Source organism: Streptomyces chiangmaiensis (assembly GCF_036281785.1).
Taxonomy (GTDB): Bacteria; Actinomycetota; Actinomycetes; order Streptomycetales; family Streptomycetaceae; genus Streptomyces; species Streptomyces chiangmaiensis.
This window is the reverse complement of record NZ_JAYWVC010000053.1, coordinates 23513-42258: the sequence shown is the minus strand read 5'-3', so window position 1 is coordinate 42258 and position 18746 is coordinate 23513. Positions and strand designations below refer to the sequence as shown.

The following is an 18746-nucleotide window of genomic DNA, read 5'->3' as shown; positions in this document are numbered from 1 at the left end:
CGCGGACCGGCTCACATGGTCTCCCGGAAGGCCGCCGCCTCCTCCAGGTCCAGCCGTCGCAGCAACGTACGGAGCATCTCGTCGTCGATGTAGCGGTGGTTGCGGAGCCTCACGAAGACCTCCCGTTCCGCGCCGATCATCTGACGGGACAGACGCCGGTAGGTGTCGTCGTGCGTTTCGCCGGTGATCGGGTTCACCGACCCGAGCCGCTCCCAGACCGCATTGCGCCGGCGCTCCAGTACCGCGCGCAGACGGTCGGCGAGCGGCGGTGGCAGGGCGTTGCGCTCGTCGTCGAGAAGCGCGTCGAGGCATGTCTCGGCCGCGCGGGACGCCTGCGCCTGCGCGTTGGCCTCCGCGAGAGTCTCCGCCTGCACGTCACGCCCCGGCAGCCGCAGCAACCGGATCAGCGGGGGCAGGGTCAGCCCCTGCACCACCAGCGTGCCGATCACCGTCGTGAAGGTCAGGAAGAGGATCAGGTTGCGGAAGGGGAAGGCGCTGCCGTCGTGCATCGTCCGGGGGATCGAGAAGGCGATCGCGAGCGAGACCACGCCCCGCATCCCGGCCCAGCCGATGATGAACGCCCCCTGCCACGTCTGACGCTCCTCGCGCTCCCGGATGCGTCTGAACAGCGCCCGCGGCAGGAAGGTCGCCGGATACACCCACACGAACCGCGCCAGGACGACCACGAGGAACACGGCCACCGCATACCAGGCGGCGCGCGTGCCCTCGTACGGGCCGAGTCCTCTCAGGACGACCGGCAGTTGCAGGCCGATCAGCGCGAACACCGCCGACTCCAGGACGAAGGCGACCATCTTCCACACCGCCTCCTCCTGGAGCCGGGTCGCGAAGTCGACCTGCCAGTTGTGGTAGCCGAGGTAGAGGGCGACGACGACCACGGCGAGCACCCCGGACGCATGGACCCACTCCGCGGCGCCGTAGGCGACGAACGGGATCAGCAAGGAGAGGGTGTTCTGCAGCAGCGCCTCCTTCAGGTGCGTACGCAACCAGTGGATCGGCATCATGAGCACCAGACCGACCGCCACACCGCCGATCGCCGCCACGAGGAACTCCCGCAGCCCGCCCGCCCAGGTCGCACCCTCGCCGACCGCGGCCGCGAGGGCCACCTTGTAGGCGGTGATCGCGGTCGCGTCGTTCACCAGCGACTCGCCCTGCAGGATCGTGGTGATCCGCGACGGCAGCCCCACCCGCCGCGCGACCGCCGTCGCCGCGACCGCGTCCGGCGGTGCGACCACCGCGCCCAGCACCAAGGCGGCGGTCAGCGGCATGCCCGGCACGATCAGGTACACCGCCCAGCCCACCACGAGCGTCGCGAACAGCACGTAGCCGACGGACAGCAGGGCCACGGGCCGCATCTGCGCCCGCAGATCCAGGTACGAGCTGTCGGTGGCCGCCGTGTACAGCAGCGGGGGCAGCACCAGAGGCAGCACGATCTCGGGATCCAGGGCGTACTCGGGCACCCCCGGCAGGTACGAGACCGCGAGACCCGCTGCGACCAGCAGCAGAGGCGCGGGCACCGGGGTGCGCCGCGCCGTCCCGGCCACGGCGGCACTTCCGGCCACCAGCAACAGCAATGGCAACACATTCATCGTCTCTCGCCCGCCCTCGTCGTCCCCACGGCTTCCCGGCCCTGCCCGCCCCGCTCTCCGCGCGGCTTCGCGCGGACCCGTCGTAACCTGGCCATCATGAAACAGTGCACGCACGCCGGCGCGCTGCCGCACCCGGAGCCCGAGCCCCAGAGCGAGACATGCATGGAGTGCCTCGCCGCCGGCACGCACCCGGTGCAGCTGCGGCTGTGCCTGGAGTGCGGGCACGTGGGCTGCTGCGACTCCTCGCCCCTGCGGCACGCGACGTCGCACCACAGCGACAGCGGCCACCCCGTGATGCGCACCTTCGAGCCGGGCGAGAACTGGCGCTGGTGCTTTGTCGACCATGTACTCGTGTGACCGGAGGATCCCCGCTCGTGTGACTCTGGATCCGGACGGTTCGGCGGTCTGACGTCTGGGTACGTCAAACCGGCGCATGCTCTTCCCATTTGGGCCCGCAGACCTCTAGCCACTGTGCGTATTCATGGGTTTACCATGAGTGACAGCAGGGGGTCGGGGCCCCGGGGACAGGAAAGCCGATAGCGCGATAGCGTCACCGCTGAACCACGTAGAGCGTTACCCCGGGGGGCGACCCTCGGCCCCGAAAGAGCTTGTACCACCTTGGAGGTGAGGGTGTCCCAGATCGCAGGCGACCCCGCGACCCAGGACTTCGTGGAAGTCCGGCTGCCGGCAGCGGGTGCCTACCTGTCGGTGCTGCGCACGGCCACGGCCGGTCTCGCGGCCCGTTTGGACTTCACCCTCGACGAGATCGAGGACCTGCGCATCGCCGTCGACGAGGCCTGCGCGATCCTGCTGCAGCAGGCCGTGCCGGGATCGGTGCTCAGCTGTGTCTTCCGGCTCATCGACGACTCGCTCGAGGTCACCGTCTCGGCTCCGACCACGGACGGTCACGCTCCCTCACGGGACACCTTCGCGTGGACCGTTCTGGCGGCCCTGGCCGGCAAGGTCTCCTCCGCGGTCGCCGACGACAAGACCGTGTCCATCAGCCTCTACAAACAGCGCGGCGCGGGACCCGGGCCGGCGTGACGAACGGGGACGGACCGGTGCGGGACGAAGAGCGCGGCGCACGGGAACTCTCTGCCGGCAACGGCGGCGACCCGAGCGGGTCGCGGCGCATGACGGAAGGCGTGGACGGCATCCCCGAACAGGCCCGTGCGCACCCGGAGGACGAGGCTTCGGCGGTCGCGGCGCCCCCGCAGGCGGGATCGGCCGCGGCGGACGAGGCGCTTCCCCTCCGGGGCGGCGGTCGGACGGGCGCAGATGCCGCCCCGCGGAGCACGTCGTCCGGAGTAAGTGGGGCCTCCCCGGCTCATAGGGGTCCCTCCGCTCGAGCGAAGTCGAGGGTGAGGGAGGAGCCGACAGCCTGGGGAAGGGTGACGGGCGGGACGATGAGCGAGCACGAGCGAAACGCCGAGCAGAGCGTGCCGGGCGGTGCCCAGCACGACACACAGGACCGCACCGGAGCGCGGGCCATGTTCGTCGAGCTGCGCAAGCTGAAGGAGGGCAGCCCGGAGTACGCGGAGCTGCGCAACCAGCTGGTCCGTATGCACCTGCCGCTCGTCGAGCACCTCGCGCGCCGCTTCCGCAACCGGGGCGAGCCCCTGGACGATCTGACCCAGGTCGCCACGATCGGTCTGATCAAGTCGGTCGACCGCTTCGACCCGGAGCGCGGAGTCGAGTTCTCCACATACGCCACCCCGACGGTCGTCGGCGAGATCAAGCGCCACTTCCGCGACAAGGGGTGGGCGGTACGGGTGCCGCGGCGTCTGCAGGAACTGCGCCTGGCCCTGACGACGGCCACGGCCGAGCTCTCCCAGCAGCACGGCCGCTCCCCCACGGTGCACGAGTTGGCCGAGAAGCTGGCCATCTCGGAGGAGGAGGTCCTGGAGGGCCTGGAGTCCGCGAACGCGTACTCGACGCTGTCCCTGGACGTCCCGGACACGGACGACGAGTCCCCCGCGGTCGCGGACACCCTCGGCGCGGAGGACGAGGCGCTGGAGGGTGTCGAGTACCGGGAATCGCTGAAACCGCTGCTCGAGGACCTTCCGCCGCGAGAGAAGCGGATTCTGCTGCTCCGCTTCTTCGGGAACATGACGCAGTCGCAGATCGCGCAGGAGGTCGGCATCTCGCAGATGCACGTCTCGCGTCTGCTGGCCCGGACGCTGGCGCAGCTGCGGGAGAAGTTGCTGGTCGAGGAGTGACGCAGGGGCGACCGGAATCCGGTCGCCCCTGCGGTGCCTGGGTCGGCGGACGCCGACACCGAGCCGTCTACTTCTGGTTCGGTGCGTTCCCTGGCCCCCGGATGCCCAGCGCCCGCGTCGTCGCGGGGTTCACAAGGAGCACCAGCGCCACCACCGAGACGGCCGCGAGCGCGATGCCGCACGGGATCGCCATGCTGTCGGCCTGGAGCAGGTTGTAGGCCACGGGCAGCGCCATGATCTGCGTGATGACGGCGGGCCCCCGGCTCCAGCTGCGCCGCAGCAGCAGACCGCGCGCGGCCAGCAGGGGCAGCAGCGCGAGCACGATCAGGGTGACGCCGCCGGTGACGGCCTGTTCACGGTCGTCCGGCGAGCCCGTGATGCCCAGGACGAGAATCCAGACCCCGGCGACGACCAGGGCGAGCCCTTCCAGTCCGGCCAGCGCCGCGGCGGCGGTCAGCCGCACGGGACGGGGCTCGGCTTCGGGGGTCCGGTGGGTGGGGTTCTGCTCAGCGCTCACCCCTGAAGGGTATCCGTCGGGCGAACCCCCACCGCCGGCCCCTTCTCCCCGGCCGCGCCCCCTTTCTTACCGGATCCCTACCTCGGTCTGGGCCGAGTACTCCCCAGTAGGTACGCTGCAACCTATGCGTGCACTTCTCGTGATCAATCCGGCAGCCACCACCACAAGCGCACGCACCCGTGACGTTCTGATCCACGCCCTGGCGAGCGAGATGAAGCTCGAGGCGGTCACCACGGAGTACCGGGGGCACGCGCGCGACCTCGGCCGCCGGGCCGCGGAGAGCAACGACATCGACCTGGTGGTGGCCCTCGGCGGCGACGGCACGGTCAACGAGGTCGTGAACGGCCTGCTGCACCATGGGCCCGACCCCGACCGGCTCCCCCTCCTCGCCGTGGTCCCCGGCGGCTCGACCAATGTCTTCGCCCGCGCCCTGGGACTGCCCAACCACGCGGTGGAGGCCACCGGAGCGATCCTCGACGCCCTGCACAAGAAGCGCGAGCGCACGGTCGGTCTCGGCCTCGCCGCCGGCACCCCCGGCACCCCGGACGAGGCGGTGCCCTCCCGTTGGTTCACCTTCAACGCCGGCCTCGGCTTCGACGCGGGTGTGGTCGGCCGGGTGGAGCAGCAGCGGGAGCGGGGCAAGCGCTCGACCCATGCCCTGTATCTGCGCCAGACGGTGCGTCAGTTTCTGGACGAACCGAACCGCAGGCACGGAACGATCACCCTGGAGCGGGACGGCGAGGAGCCGGTCACCGGTCTCGTCCTGTCCATAATCTGCAACACGGCACCCTGGACGTTCCTCGGCAATCGTCCGGTGTACGCGTCACCCAAGGCGTCGTTCGATACCGGGCTCGACGTACTCGGCCTCAGCCGCGTGTCGACGGTCTCCGTTGCCCGGTATGCGGCCCAGTTGCTCGCTTCGTCCCCCGAACAAGGACCCCGCGGCAAGCACGTGGTCTCATTGCACGACCTGAGCGGCTTCACCTTGCATTCGAAGGTTCCCCTGCCCCTCCAGATGGACGGCGACCACCTAGGACTGCGTACGAGCGTGACGTTCACAGGCGTACGCCGTGCACTGCGTGTGATTGTGTGAGCAGAAGAGGCTAAAGTCCTTTCACTCGAACGTTTAGGCCAGGATCCACCCTTTGGAAGTACGGCTGTGACCGAGTCGACACCAAGGAATCAAAAAAAACTTTCCGGAAGGGGTTGTATCCGCCGCTGAGGTTTGCGAGTCTCTACGTGGCGCTCGCGACGGCCCGCTTCATCGGCCCCACAGAGAGCCCGAACCCCTCCTCATTCCACAGGACCACGTCAGTGAGTCTGACGGTCGGCCCTTCACTTGTTGAGGGATTCGTGAAAGCGTTCACATTCACAAGCAATCTGCACGTAATACCACGGAGAGGTAGCAGCCATGGACTGGCGTCACAACGCCGTTTGCCGCGAGGAAGACCCCGAGCTCTTCTTCCCCATCGGCAACACTGGTCCTGCGCTGCTGCAGATCGAGGAAGCCAAGGCCGTCTGCCGTCGCTGCCCGGTTATCGAGCAGTGCCTGCAGTGGGCGCTCGAGTCCGGGCAGGACTCCGGCGTCTGGGGTGGTCTCAGCGAGGACGAGCGCCGCGCCATGAAGCGCCGCGCTGCCCGCAACCGGGCCCGTCAGGCCTCCGCCTGACACACCCGCCCCGTACGAGCCTGAGCTTGGCGGCGCGTACAGCGAGTACGCATCTCCCGCCCCCGAGCCGCAGCGCGCAGTACCCACGATGCGCAGCAATAGCTGACAACTGAGCTTTAGCCCCGGGCCACTTGTGGTCCGGGGCTCATTGCTGTCCGGTGCCGCTCACCCGTGCGAGGCTCTCACTTCTGCGAGCGCACCGGGATGTCCAGGATCACCCGGGTACCGCGCTCCGGGGCCGGAACCATGTCGAACGTGCCGCCCAACTCGCCTTCCACCAGCGTCCGTACGATCTGAAGGCCGAGGTTGCCCGCCGTGTGCGGGTCGAAGCCCTCGGGCAGGCCGACCCCGTCGTCCTGGACGGTGACCAGCAGGCGGGCTTCCTTCGTCGTGCCGCCACGGACCGCCGAGACCTCGACGGTCCCGGTGTCGCCCTGCCGGAAGCCGTGTTCGAGGGCGTTCTGCAGAATCTCGGTCAGCACCATGGAGAGCGGGGTCGCGACCTCGGCGTCCAGGATCCCGAAGCGACCGCTGCGCCGACCGGTCACTGTGCCGGGCGAGATCTCGGCGACCATCGCGAGCACCCGGTCGGCGATCTCGTCGAACTCCACCCGCTCGTCCAGGTTCTGGGACAGCGTCTCGTGCACGATCGCAATCGAGCCCACGCGCCGGACGGCCTCCTCGAGCGCCTCCCGTCCCCGCTCGGACTCGATACGGCGGGCCTGGAGGCGGAGCAGAGCGGCGACCGTCTGAAGGTTGTTCTTCACCCGGTGGTGGATCTCCCGGATGGTCGCGTCCTTGGTCATCAACTCGCGCTCACGGCGCCGCAGTTCGGTGACGTCCCGGAGCAGGACGAGCGAACCTATACGTGTGCCCTTCGGCTTGAGGGGGATCGCGCGGAACTGGATCACTCCGTCGCGCGCCTCGATCTCGAACTCACGCGGCGCCCAGCCGCTGGCGACCTTGACGAGCGCCTCGTCCACCGGACCCCGAGTCGGGGCGAGTTCGGCGGTGGCCTTGCCGAGATGCTGGCCGACGAGGTCGGACGCGAGGCCCAGGCGGTGGTACGCCGACAGCGCGTTCGGCGACGCGTACTGGACGACCCCGTCCACGTCCAGCCTGATCAGCCCGTCTCCGACGCGCGGCGAGGCGTCCATGTCGACCTGCTGGTCGGGAAAGGGGAAGGAGCCCGCGGCGATCATCTGAGCGAGGTCGGAGGCGCTCTGCAGGTAGGTCAGCTCCAGGCGGCTAGGCGTCCGCACGGTCAGCAGATTGGTGTTGCGGGCGATGACGCCGAGGACACGGCCCTCACGCCGCACGGGGATGGACTCGACCCGGACCGGGACCTCCTCGCGCCACTCCGGATCCCCCTCGCGCACGATCCGGCCCTCGTCCAGGGCCGCGTCCAGCATGGGGCGGCGGCCTCGCGGGACGAGGTGGCCGACCATGTCGTCCTGGTACGAGGTGGGGCCGGTGTTGGGACGCATCTGGGCGACCGAGACATACCGCGTGCCGTCGCGCGTGGGCACCCACAGGACCAGGTCGGCGAAGGAGAGGTCCGACAGCAGCTGCCACTCCGACACCAGCAGGTGCAGCCACTCCAGGTCGGAGTTGCTGAGGGCGGTGTGCTGGCGGACCAGTTCGTTCATGGAGGGCACGTCAGCGAGGGTACCTGGGGGCTCGGGCAACGACCGAAATCAGCCGACCTGGACGATCCGGCCGGTGACGGTCCGTGAACGGCCCCGCAGACACCCGCGGGCCGCGGCGCCTGGGAGGGACCCTCAACCCTCCCGGCACCGCAGCCCGGAGCAGCAACGGCCGTGGGGTGTGCGGTCCCGGTCGGCCGAAGGTCGAGGAGCCGGAGCAGTCAGGGCAGAGAGCACCGGATCCTCGGTCCGCCTTCCTGTGCGGGGAAGACGGAGGTCTGTGTGTCACGTCCTCTCGCCCGCGCGACGAGGGACTCACTGTACTCACCGTGTCTGGCCCTGGTGGACTAGACCATGTCCGGAACCATGGTGCTGCGTCCGAGGGCGTGTGTCCATGAGTTGGCGGATGTTTGTTGTTGTCTCTTTATCGGACATCCCCCGACGACTCACCGGCAGCGTAGACCCGGTCGGCCCGCACACGGGGCCAGATCGACATCGCCATGTCGGCGAGTGCCGCCAGTTCCTCCCGGCTCGCGCCGTCGCGCGCCTGCTGGGACATGCCCTGGATGATCGCGCGGGCATACCGGGCAAGCGCGCGGGCGTCGGTGCCGGCGGGTAGTTCACCGGCGGCGATCCCGGCTCCGACCCTGCTCTCGAAGGCGGCGATGTCCTCGTTGCGCCGCACCCGGAGCGACTCCTCGACCTCGGGGGTCGTGCAGTTGGTGGCGGCGTGGATGACGAGACAGCCGTGCGGATGCCCGGGGGCCGTGTAGAGGTCGGCGGCCTCGCGGAGCATGCGCTGGAAGGCGCCACGGACCGTGGGCTCCTCGGCGAGAGCGCGCGCACCGAAGGACCCGTACCGGTCGGTGTAGACGCCGACGACCTCCTCGAACAGCGACCGCTTGTCGCCGAACGCCGCGTACAGACTGGGCGCGCCGATGCCCATGACCTGGGTGAGGTCGGCGACGGAGGTGGCCTCGTAGCCGCGCTCCCAGAAGGCGAGCACGGCCTTCTCGAGCGCGGCTTCGCGGTCGAAGGAACGGGGGCGACCGCGCGGCCGGGCCGGCGTCCGCCCGGCGGTGGGTCCCTCGTCGGCCGCGGGAGCGGGCCCGGACCGCAGTACCTTCTCCCGGCTGTTCTCCATGGCGTGGATTTTATAGCGGGTGCTAGAGAAAAAAGCCCTCGCGAAGGGCCCGCACTGCGTCGCCCACCACGGTCCGGGCCGGCATTCCCCACGCCGGACGGTGATCAAGGGCAGCCGGGTGGAGACGGCCGGGGGCCCGCTCGTCCGGCCCCCGCGTCGCCTCAGCGTGTCTGCGTCACCTTGGCGAGGGCGCGGACCTCGTCCTGACGCAGGGCGTCGGCCGACTCCATCCCACTCCCCCGTCCGGCCATCCGCGCATCCGGGGGACGAACCGGACATGATGGGCACGGGGACCCGGGCCTCGGCGGCCGCCCTCCGGAGCGGCCGTCTGCTAGATTGGTCTATACCACATTTGTTCCTTCGGTTCCCGGCGAGCCCTCTCCAGATCGGCAGGCCCAGCGTGGAAGTTGTCATCGTTCCGGACGCCAAGGCGGGTGGCGAGCTCATCGCCGAGGCCATGGCGCAGCTGCTCCGGCGCAAGCCCGACGCCCTGCTCGGGGTGGCCACCGGGTCGACCCCGCTGCCCGTCTACGAGGCGCTGGCCGCCAAGGTGGCCGCCGGTGCCGTGGACACCTCGCGGGCCCGGATCGCACAGCTCGACGAATACGTGGGGCTGCCCGCCGAGCACCCGGAGTCGTACCGTTCGGTGCTCCGGCGCGAGGTGCTGGAGCCACTCGGGATCGGCATGGACGCGTTCATGGGGCCGGACGGCACCGCCGAGGACGTGCAGGCGGCGTGCGAGGCGTACGACCGGGGGCTGGCCGCGGCAGGCGGCGTGGACATGCAGTTGCTCGGCATCGGGACCGACGGGCACATCGGGTTCAACGAACCGTGCTCCTCGCTCGCGTCACGCACGCGGATCAAGACACTGACCCAGCAGACCCGGATCGACAACGCTCGCTTCTTCGACAGCGACATCGACCAGGTGCCGCAGCACGTGATCACCCAGGGCATCGGAACCATCCTGGAGGCGCGGCACCTCGTGCTCCTGGCCACCGGCGAAGGCAAGGCCGACGCGGTCGCCGCCACGGTCGAGGGCCCGGTCGCGGCGATCTGCCCGGCCTCCGCGCTCCAGCTCCACCCCCACGCGACGGTCGTCGCGGACGAGGCCGCCGCGTCCAAGCTGAAGCTCGCCGGCTACTTCCGGCACACCTACGCCAACAAACCCCACTGGCAGGGCATCTAGTGCTGTGGCCGGAAAGGTCTGCCGGTGAACCTTTCCGGTCGCCGCACTAGGGGCCACGGAGATCACACTCGGGCGCCGGCCGCCCCTCGGGGGGAGGCCGGCGCCTGCGTCATACCGGCTGGGCGCCCGCGATGACCTCCGCCGCCGCCCGCCCGCAGACCCGCGCCGCGCCGTGCGTGGCGATGTGCAGCGCGCCGCGGGGAACGGCCTGGGGGACGCCCATCTCGACCACGATCGTCTCGGGGCGTTCCGCCAGGATCGTGTCGAGGGCCGCGGCCATCCACGGGTGACGGTGCTCGTCCCGGATCACGGCCACGAGCCGCCGCGCCCCGGCGGCTTCCAGCGCGGCCCGCCCCGCCTCCTCCCCCGCGAAGCTGCCCGTCCCCGTCCCCGGAAGCAGCCGGGACAGTTCCGCCGCCACCCCCCACGGGGTCTCCGTGCCCACCGCGATGTTGGCGACCGGGGTGAGGGCTGCGACGTAGGGCGGCTCGGTGAGCGGGGTGAAGCCCTGCGCGCCGGAGACCGTGAGCGCGCGCCGGGCGGCGACCATGCCGACGCCGTCATCGGTGGACGGCCGCGCCGCCGCGGCTCCCGCCGAAGCCGACGCCGCCCACCGCGCCAGGGCCCGTACGCGTTCCGCCGCCTCGGCCAGCCTTCCCTCGGCCAGTTCGCCCTCACGCACGGCCGCGACCAGGGCGTCCCGCAGCCGCCGTACCGTCTCGTCGTCCGCGAGGCCGCCGCCCACACAGATGGCGTCCGCTCCGGCCGCGATGGCGAGGACGCTGCCGCGCTCGATGCCGTATGTCCCGGCGATGGCCTGCATCTCCATGCCGTCGGTGACGATCAGCCCGTCGTAGCCGAGTTCGCCCCGCAGCAGCTCGGTCAGGACGCGTCGGGACAGCGTCGCCGGGCGCTCCGGGTCCAGGGCCGGAACCAGGATGTGCGCGCTCATCACGGCGCGCGTACCGGCGGCGATGGCCGCGCGGAACGGTGCGAGTTCGCGCTCCTGGAGCGCCGAAGGACCCGCGTCGATGCGCGGCAGCGCATGATGGGAGTCGACCGCGGTGTCACCGTGTCCGGGGAAGTGCTTGGTGCAGGCCGCGACACCGGCCGACTGAAGGCCGGTGACGTATGCGGCGGTGTGCCGGGCCACCAGATCCGTGTCCGAGCCGAAGGAGCGCACCCCGATGACGGGGTTCGCGGGATTGGAATTCACGTCGGCCGACGGGGCCCAGTCGAGGTTGACCCCGCACTCGGCGAGCCGGCGTCCGAGTTCGTGTGCCACCCGGCGGGTCAGGTCCACGTCGTCCACCGCGCCCAGAGCGTGGTTGCCCGGGAAGGAGGACCCCGTTCTCACCTCCAGACGGGTGACGTCACCTCCCTCCTCGTCGACGGCGACGAGCACGTCGTCGCGTTCGGCGCGCAATTGGGCAGTCAGAGCAGCAAGTTGCTCCCGCGAGGCGATGTTGCGGCCGAACAGTCCCACCGACGCCAGGCCCTCGCCGAGGCGCCGCAGCAGCCAGTCGGGGGCGGTGGTACCGGTGAAGCCGGGCTGGAGGACCGTCAGCGCGTCGCGCGTGAGGGTGTCGGTGCCGCTGGCGAATGTCGTCATCGGGGTGGAGTTATCCCTTCACGGCGCCCGCGGTGAGGCCCGCGGCCATCTTGCGCTGGACGAGGAGGAAGAGAAGAACGATCGGCACCGCCATCATCGTGGAACCGGCCATCATCGGGGCGTACTCGGTGCCGTGCTTGGTCGTGAAGTTGCCGAGCCAGACGGTCGCGGTCTGGTTCTCCTGGCTCATCAGCATCAGGGCGTACAGATACTCGTTCCAGGCCTGGATGAAGCCGTAGACCGAGGTGGCGACCAGGCCGGGGGCGAGCAGGGGGAAGACCACGCGCAGGAACGCGCCGGTGCGCGAGCAGCCGTCGACCATCGCCGCCTCCTCCAGTTCGCGCGGGATGTTGACGACGAACCCCCGCAGCGTCCACACCGTGAACGGGAGGATGAAGGTGAGGTAGGTGATGATCAGGCCCGTCAACTTGTCGTACTGGCCGAGGTCGTTGAGGAGCAGGAAGACCGGGATGATCATGGAGACCGCCGGCACCATCTGGACCGCCAGAATGCCCACGATCACGATCTTCCGGCCGCGGAAGGCGAAGCGGGAGATGGCGAGCGCGGCCAGCAGGCCGACGGCGATGCCGACGGCGACGACGGACAGCGACACGATCAGGCTGCGCCCGACCGGCCCCCAGAAGTCGGCGATGTCCAGCGCCCGGCTGAAGTTGGCCAGGGTGAAGCCCGTCGGCAGCAGGCTCGGGTCGGGATCGATGGCGTCCTTGGCCGGTTTGAAGGCCGTGTCGACCATCCAGTAGACGGGGAAGCCCGCGGTGACGAAGACGAGCAGGCCGAGAAGGTTCCAGCCGAGCCGGGACGTTGCGCGGCGGCGCCCCCCGGTGGCGATGGCGCTCATTCGACCTCTCCGATCTTCAGCATCTGACGCATGTACACGGCGACCACACCGAGCAGCAGCAGCACGGTCAGCAGGGCGATCGCCGAACCCTGTGCGTAGTCGTTGACGACGAACGCGCGGTCGTAGGAATAGGTCTGGAGCAACTGGAACTCCGGCTCCGGATGGCCGTTGCGCATCACGAAGACCTGCGGGAAGACGCCCATGTCCCAGATCACCGAGAGGGTCGTGAGCATCACGATGATCGGCTTGAGGATCGGCAGGGTGACATGGCGGAAGACGCCCCACCCGGTCGCACCGTCCAGACGGGCCGCTTCCTCCAGCTCCTTGGGGACCTGGGTCAGGCCGGCGGAGAGCGTGATGACGACGAACGGCACCGCCCCCCACACCACGAGAAGCATGATCACGGCAAGGCCCTGCGGTCCGCTCGCGAACCAGTTGTGCCCGATCAGCTCCACTCCGGGCAGCCTGCTCAGCAGCGCGTTGAGGATGCCGTAGTCCGAGTCGAAGAGCCACTTGAAGACCGTGGTGGCCACGATGACCGGCATGCCCCAGCTGGCCACCAGCACGATGTTGATCAGCGTTTTCAGCCAGCCGGAGACCCGCTGCAGCAGCAGCGCGATCAGCATGCCGACGACCATGGTGAAGATCACGCAGCCCGCGGCGAAGACGATCGTGCGCAGCACGACGGCCCAGAACTCGCCGTCCCCCAGCACCGTCCCGAAGTTGGCCAACCCGACCGACTCGGCGGGCTGGAAGCCCCAGAGCTGGGACTGACCGAACTTCTGGAAGGACAGGGTGACCAGGCGGACCAGTGGATAGCCCATGACCAGGACGAGGATCAGCAGGCAGGGCGCAAGCAGCACCCACGGGACCGCGGTCCCGTTCGACGTGCGCCCTCTGCGTGGCCGATCCGGGACGGCCCGTTGTGGCGCCGGCCGCGGCGGCGGCACCTTGGCGGGGGTGGTCGTGTCTGCGGCACTCATCGCGCGCTCCTCAGGAGTCCCTCAGGTCGTACGAGGGCGAAGCCCCGCACGGTCGTACGAAGGCGGAATCCCGTACGCCGCACGGGAGTGACGCCCGCGCGGCGTACGGGAGGCAGGGCCCCGCCCCGAAGTCCCACGGGGTCACGGAGCCCTGCGCTCAGGTCACTTGACGTTGATGACCTTGTCGATCGCGGCGTCCGCGTCCTTCGCGGCGGCCTCGACCGTCTTCTTGCCGGTGCCGATGTTCTGCAGCATGGTCTGCAGGATCTGTGCCTTCTCGACCTGGCCCCAGCCCGGTGCCATCGGGACGAACCAGTTGGACTCGGCCGCGGTGGCCGGGACCGCCGTCGCCGGGTCGTTCTTCAGCGTGGCGAGGTCGGTCTTGTTGTTGGGCAGGTTGCCCTTGGCCATCAGGCCCTTCTGACCCTCGGGGCCGGTGAACGCGTTGATCCACTCGGCGGCCAGCGCCTGTGCCTTGGACTTCACCGGGATCGCGAGGTCCGAACCGCCGAGGAACACCGGGATGTTCTTGCCGGACGGGCCGGGCATCACGAAGTTCTCGAGGTTGTCCTTGAGCTCGCCGGTCTTGTCGTTCTTCGGGTCGGCCGCGGTCGCGCCCTCCCACGCGGCACCGAAGATCATGGCGGACTTGCCCTGGCCGTAGACGATGTAACGGTCCGACTCGTCCTTGGTCTTGTCGCCGTGCATGTACGTGTCGACGATGGTCTTGAACTCGTTCAGCCCCTTGAGGGACTCCGGCGAGGAGAGGCTGGCCTTCCACTGGCCGCCCTCCTCCTTGGCGATCGACCCGCCCGCGTCGTAGACGAAGGACATCGCCGCGTACCAGTCGCGCGTCGGCTGGTACCAGGCGTTGAACTTGGCGCCCTCCTTCTTCTGGATCTTGTCCAGGTCGGCGGTCAGCTCCTGGTACGTCTTCGGGGGCGCCTTGATGCCGACCGAAGCGGCGACGTCCTTGCGCCAGTTGGCGACGCGGCCGCCGGCGTAGTACGGGACGCCGTACGTCTTGCCCTCGTACGTCACCGAGGCCTTGAGGCCGTCCAGCCACTGTCCGGAGTTCTCGAACGCGGACGGGTCGACGGGGGCGAAGGCGCCCTTGACCATGTAGCCGAGCATCTCGGTGTTGCCCATCTCGACCACGTCGGGCGCCTTGTCGGTGGCGAGGACGGCGTCGAGCTTGGTGTTCTTGTCCGGCCAGCCGTAGTACTCGTGCTTGATCTTGAGGCCGGGGTGCTTCTTCGTCACGGCGTCGTCGGCGGCCTTCACCAGGGCGGGCCAGTTGTTCTGGGCGTCGACCGTCAGCCAGACGGTGAGTTGCTTGGCGTCCGCTCCCTTGTCCGACCCCCCGGACTTGCTGCCACTGTCCCCGCACGCCGCGATGGAGACCATCATGCCCGCGATTCCGATCGCGGCTATCAGCTTGCGCTTCACGCCATCCTCCTCAGGGATGCCACCAACCCCCCTTGTCCCCGCGGCGACTGACGACGAGTACCGCCCGTGGGGCCGGGAACTGGACCAATGGTGTAGACCAGTGCGGGAAGCTTGGCCCAGACCAATAGGAGTGTCAAGGGTGTTCACCGCGCTCAAGGCCGCCGTTATGGGACCTATATATGCAAGAACCTTTAAGTAGGAGCCCGGCGAAAATAAGCAAGAACCCTGCGAAAACGGGTAGACCACTTCGAGCGTGCTCGACTGGACCACTTCGGCCTGGTGGACTAGACCATCGGGAGTGCCGAAGGTATACAGAGGGGATCCCCGGCCGCTTGACGGGGATCGCGGAGCATGCGGGGTGACCCCTCGTGCAGCCGTGCCACGATGTGAGCCGAGGCCGACGGCGTGTCGGTCGCTTCGGCACCCGGAGCCGGGAAGGCAGAGCATGAACGCCGACGTCAGCAGTGCGGAGAGCGAGGGTGGGCCGACCGTCCGCACCGCTCGCGTGCCCAAGTACTACCGTCTGAAGAAGCATTTGCTCGATATGACGGAGACACTGCCGCCCGGTACGCCGGTACCGCCGGAGCGCACACTGGCCGCGGAGTTCGACACCTCGCGGACGACCGTGCGCCAGGCCCTCCAGGAACTGGTCGTCGAGGGACGCCTCGAGCGCATCCAGGGCAAGGGCACGTTCGTCGCCAAGCCGAAGGTCTCGCAGGCGCTGCAACTCACCTCGTACACCGAGGACATGCGCGCCCAGGGCCTGGAACCGACCTCTCAATTGCTGGACATCGGCTACATCACAGCCGACGACACGCTCGCCGGGCTGCTCGACATCTCGGCCGGCGGCCGGGTGCTGCGCATCGAGCGGCTGCGGCTGGCCAGCGGCGAGCCGATGGCGATCGAGACGACGCATCTGTCCGCCAAGCGCTTCCCGGCGCTGCGGCGGTCGCTGGTGAAGTACACCTCCCTCTACACGGCGCTCGCGGAGGTGTACGACGTCCACCTCGCGGAGGCCGAGGAGACCATCGAGACGTCACTGGCCACCCCGCGCGAGGCCGGTCTGCTCGGCACGGACGTGGGCCTGCCGATGCTGATGCTCTCCCGGCACTCACTGGACCGGGAGGGCAACCCGGTGGAGTGGGTGCGGTCCGTGTACCGAGGGGACCGGTACAAGTTCGTGGCCAGGCTCAAGCGGCCACAGGAATGAGCCACGCGCGGTCCGGCACGGAGTGTGGCGGGGCCGCTGCCTCCGCCCCGCGGTCCTTCCGGCGCCGCACAGCGCCGAGGGAGGTCGTTACGCACCGCGAACGCCCGATGCCCCTGGGTCCCCGGATCGTCGTGCGCGGACGCATGCGCTCCCGCGCCCGGCCCTGACCTGCCCCTCCCCATTCGTGAAGATCGGCACGCCCTCGCCGCGGGGTTTCCATTTCTGTTGGAAACCGATATGCGGACGGGGGCTTCCGCTTTCCCTGCACGTCACCTACATTGCCTGCGCGTTACATCGGTGATCAGTGAGGGGACGGAACCGCTCGATGTCAAATCAGCCAGATGCGAGCAGAGCAGCGGTGGTGACGCCCATGCGCGTCGTCATCGCCCTCTGCCTCGTAGCACCCTTCGTAGCCATGCTGTGGGTCGGCTCCTATGCGAAGACCGACCCCGCCTTCATCGGCATCCCGTTCTTCTACTGGTACCAGATGCTCTGGGTGCTGATCTCCACGGCGCTGACGATGATCGCGTACAAGCTGTGGCAGCGTGACCAGCGTGCCCGCACCGGCCGGAAGGGAGGTGCGGCGGAATGAAGGACGGCGTGAACGGCGTCGCGCTCGGCGTCTGCATCTTCTTCTTCCTGGCCGTCACCGTCATGGGGTTCCTGGCGGCGCGCTGGCGCAGGGCGGAGAACGAGCACAGCCTCGACGAGTGGGGCCTCGGCGGTCGCTCGTTCGGCACCTGGGTCACCTGGTTCCTGCTCGGCGGTGACCTGTACACGGCATACACCTTCGTGGCCGTACCGGCGGTGATCTATGCGGCGGGCGCGGCGGGCTTCTTCGCGGTGCCGTACACGATCATCGTCTACCCGCTGATCTTCACGTTCCTGCCCCGCCTGTGGTCGGTGTCACATCGGCACGGATACGTGACGACCTCGGACTTCGTGCGCGGCCGCTTCGGCTCCAAGGGGCTGTCGCTGGCGGTGGCGGTGACCGGCATCCTGGCGACGATGCCCTACATCGCGCTCCAGCTGGTCGGCATTCAGGCCGTGCTGGACGTGATGGGCGTGGGCGGCGGTGAGAACACGAACTGGATCGTGAAGGACCTGCCGCTGCTGATCGCCTTCGGTGTCCTGGCGGCGTACACGTACTCCTCGGGTCTGCGGGCGCCCGCGCTGATCGCATTCGTGAAGGACACGCTGATCTACATCGTCATCGCGGTGGCGATCATCTACATACCGATCAAGCTGGGCGGCTTCGACGACATCTTCGCGAAGGCGGGCCAGGCGTTCAGCGAGGTCAACCCGGCGACGGGCAAGCCGCGTGGCGCCCTCGCACCTCCGGAGGCGGGCCAGTGGACCTACGCGACACTCGCCCTGGGCTCGGCGCTCGCGCTGTTCATGTACCCGCACTCGATCACGGCGACGCTGTCCTCGCGCAACCGTGAGGTGATCCGCCGCAACACCTCCATCCTGCCGCTGTACTCGCTGATGCTGGGCCTGCTGGCACTGCTCGGCTTCATGGCCATCGCGGCCGGTGTGAAGGTGCAGAACGGGCAGCTGGCGATCCCGCAGCTGTTCGAGAACATGTTCCCGGACTGGTTCGCCGGCGTGGCCTTCGCGGCGATCGGCATCGGCGCGCTCGTCCCGGCGGCCATCATGTCCATTGCGGCCGCGAACCTCTTCACGCGCAATATCTACAAGGACTTCATCAAGCCCGACGCCACGCCCGCGCAGGAGACCAGGGTCTCCAAGATCGTGTCGCTGCTGGTGAAGGTGGGCGCCCTGGTCTTCGTCCTCACCATGGACAAGACGGTGGCGATCAACTTCCAGCTGCTCGGCGGAATCTGGATCCTGCAGACCTTCCCGGCCCTGGTCGGCGGTCTGTTCACCCGCTGGTTCCACCGCTGGGCGCTGCTCGCGGGCTGGGCGGTCGGCATGGTGTACGGCACGGTCGCTGCGTACGGCGTCGCCTCACCCACCCAGAAGCACTTCGGCGGCTCGGCCACGGAGATCCCCGGCATCGGCGAGATCGGCTACATCGGCCTGACGGCGTTCCTGCTGAACGTCGTCGTCACGGTGGTGCTGACCTTCGTCCTGAAGGCGGTCAAGGCTCCGGAGGGTACCGACGAGACCCGGCCCGGGGACTACACGGCGGACGCGGGCGACCCGGGCGTCGAGGTGGACCTGCCGTCCGCGACTGCGGGAACGACCCACTGACCGACACGAGGACGACTCCCCAGGGCGTGGGACCGTTCCCCTGAGCGGCTCCGCCCCTGGGGGCGCCCCGCCACGTACGACCCCCAACGGGCCGCCGGCAGCTGAAATGCGGCGGCCCGTTGTCGTACCTGTCGGGCACCGCTCGCGGTCGCCCACGCCGCGCGCGGCCGGTGGCGCAGGCGAGTCGCTCGTCCGCGCGTGCGTCGACCACGCCCGGGCCACGGAGGGCTGCAAACGGATCGTGCTGTCCACCCAGCGCATCATGCACTCCGCCCATCGCCTCTACGAACGTCAGGGCTTCGTTCGTACACCCGAGCGGGACTGGAATCCCCTCCCCGATCTCGACGACATCACTCTCCTCGCCTACGCGTTGACGCTCCGAGACGAGCGCGACACAACATCTGGGGGTGGCGCCCCCGTCCGGCACA

At 69.3% G+C, this 18746-nt stretch carries 17 protein-coding genes and 1 pseudogene; 10 read left to right on the top strand and 8 right to left on the bottom strand.

Features of this window, described 5'->3' with window-relative positions; all coding sequences use genetic code 11:
- Positions 1-11: 11 nt before the first annotated feature.
- On the bottom strand, positions 12-1607 hold the full coding sequence (locus tag VXC91_RS17920; RefSeq protein WP_329508262.1) for a Na+/H+ antiporter: 1596 nt from the start codon (positions 1605-1607) through the stop codon (positions 12-14).
- A gap of 96 nt (positions 1608-1703) precedes the next feature.
- Between VXC91_RS17920 and VXC91_RS17915 the strand changes: the two genes are divergently transcribed.
- From VXC91_RS17915 to VXC91_RS17905, 3 genes are all read left to right on the top strand, one after another.
- The gene (locus VXC91_RS17915) at positions 1704-1964 is read left to right on the top strand and encodes a UBP-type zinc finger domain-containing protein (RefSeq protein WP_329508261.1); all 261 of its coding nucleotides are present in this window, start codon (positions 1704-1706) and stop codon (positions 1962-1964) included.
- A gap of 273 nt (positions 1965-2237) precedes the next feature.
- Entirely contained in the window at positions 2238-2651 is a 414-nt protein-coding gene (locus VXC91_RS17910) for an ATP-binding protein (RefSeq protein WP_329508260.1), read from the top strand.
- A gap of 17 nt (positions 2652-2668) precedes the next feature.
- Positions 2669-3826, top strand: a complete 1158-nt coding sequence (locus VXC91_RS17905) for an RNA polymerase sigma factor SigF (protein ID WP_329508265.1) — start codon at positions 2669-2671, stop codon at positions 3824-3826.
- A gap of 67 nt (positions 3827-3893) precedes the next feature.
- Here VXC91_RS17905 and VXC91_RS17900 read toward each other — a convergent pair whose 3' ends face one another.
- Positions 3894-4343 carry a hypothetical protein gene (locus tag VXC91_RS17900; protein ID WP_329508259.1) on the bottom strand — a complete coding sequence of 150 codons (450 nt, stop codon included), beginning with the start codon at positions 4341-4343 and terminating at the stop codon, positions 3894-3896.
- Between the two features lie 124 nt (positions 4344-4467).
- Here VXC91_RS17900 and VXC91_RS17895 point away from each other — a divergent pair, with 124 nt between their 5' ends.
- Together VXC91_RS17895 and VXC91_RS17890 are read left to right on the top strand one after the other, a co-directional pair.
- Positions 4468-5436 carry a diacylglycerol/lipid kinase family protein gene (locus VXC91_RS17895; RefSeq protein ID WP_329508258.1) on the top strand — a complete coding sequence of 323 codons (969 nt, stop codon included), beginning with the start codon at positions 4468-4470 and terminating at the stop codon, positions 5434-5436.
- Positions 5437-5754: 318 nt separating this feature from the next.
- Positions 5755-6012, top strand: coding sequence for a WhiB family transcriptional regulator (locus VXC91_RS17890; protein ID WP_003992873.1), 258 nt, complete (start codon positions 5755-5757; stop codon positions 6010-6012).
- Between the two features lie 182 nt (positions 6013-6194).
- Here the strand turns inward: VXC91_RS17890 and VXC91_RS17885 are convergent, their stop codons facing one another.
- A complete protein-coding gene (locus VXC91_RS17885) occupies positions 6195-7670 on the bottom strand; it encodes a sensor histidine kinase (protein ID WP_329508257.1) in 1476 nt (491 codons plus the stop codon).
- A 412-nt stretch (positions 7671-8082) separates the two neighbouring features.
- Complete coding sequence (locus tag VXC91_RS17880; protein ID WP_408057404.1) at positions 8083-8802, bottom strand: TetR/AcrR family transcriptional regulator; 720 nt, start codon at positions 8800-8802, stop codon at positions 8083-8085.
- Positions 8803-9202: 400 nt separating this feature from the next.
- Here VXC91_RS17880 and nagB point away from each other — a divergent pair, with 400 nt between their 5' ends.
- The gene (gene nagB / locus VXC91_RS17875; protein ID WP_329508256.1) at positions 9203-9988 is read left to right on the top strand and encodes a glucosamine-6-phosphate deaminase; all 786 of its coding nucleotides are present in this window, start codon (positions 9203-9205) and stop codon (positions 9986-9988) included.
- A 109-nt stretch (positions 9989-10097) separates the two neighbouring features.
- Here the strand turns inward: nagB and VXC91_RS17870 are convergent, their stop codons facing one another.
- The 4 genes from VXC91_RS17870 to VXC91_RS17855 all read right to left on the bottom strand — a co-directional run bounded on the left by VXC91_RS17870 (position 10098) and on the right by VXC91_RS17855 (position 14891).
- A complete protein-coding gene (locus tag VXC91_RS17870; protein ID WP_329508255.1) occupies positions 10098-11600 on the bottom strand; it encodes a glycoside hydrolase family 3 protein in 1503 nt (500 codons plus the stop codon).
- Positions 11601-11610: 10 nt separating this feature from the next.
- Positions 11611-12459 (bottom strand): carbohydrate ABC transporter permease, encoded by an 849-nt coding sequence (locus VXC91_RS17865; protein WP_329508254.1) that lies wholly within the window; start codon positions 12457-12459, stop codon positions 11611-11613.
- Positions 12456-13442 carry a carbohydrate ABC transporter permease gene (locus VXC91_RS17860; RefSeq protein ID WP_329508253.1) on the bottom strand — a complete coding sequence of 329 codons (987 nt, stop codon included), beginning with the start codon at positions 13440-13442 and terminating at the stop codon, positions 12456-12458. Before VXC91_RS17860 ends, VXC91_RS17865 begins: the two co-directional genes overlap by 4 nt.
- A gap of 162 nt (positions 13443-13604) precedes the next feature.
- On the bottom strand, positions 13605-14891 hold the full coding sequence (locus tag VXC91_RS17855; RefSeq protein WP_329508252.1) for an extracellular solute-binding protein: 1287 nt from the start codon (positions 14889-14891) through the stop codon (positions 13605-13607).
- 445 nt (positions 14892-15336) lie between these two features.
- Between VXC91_RS17855 and VXC91_RS17850 the strand changes: the two genes are divergently transcribed.
- The 4 genes and pseudogenes from VXC91_RS17850 to VXC91_RS17835 all read left to right on the top strand — a co-directional run.
- Entirely contained in the window at positions 15337-16101 is a 765-nt protein-coding gene (locus VXC91_RS17850; RefSeq protein ID WP_329508251.1) for a GntR family transcriptional regulator, read from the top strand.
- Between the two features lie 370 nt (positions 16102-16471).
- A complete protein-coding gene (locus VXC91_RS17845) occupies positions 16472-16693 on the top strand; it encodes a DUF3311 domain-containing protein (RefSeq protein ID WP_329508250.1) in 222 nt (73 codons plus the stop codon).
- Positions 16690-18318, top strand: coding sequence for a monocarboxylate uptake permease MctP (gene mctP, locus VXC91_RS17840; protein WP_329508249.1), 1629 nt, complete (start codon positions 16690-16692; stop codon positions 18316-18318). The genes VXC91_RS17845 and mctP overlap by 4 nt, the downstream gene beginning before the upstream one ends.
- 141 nt (positions 18319-18459) lie before the next feature.
- Positions 18460-18697, top strand: a pseudogene (locus VXC91_RS17835) (GNAT family N-acetyltransferase); the annotation flags it as partial.
- Positions 18698-18746: the final 49 nt, after the last annotated feature.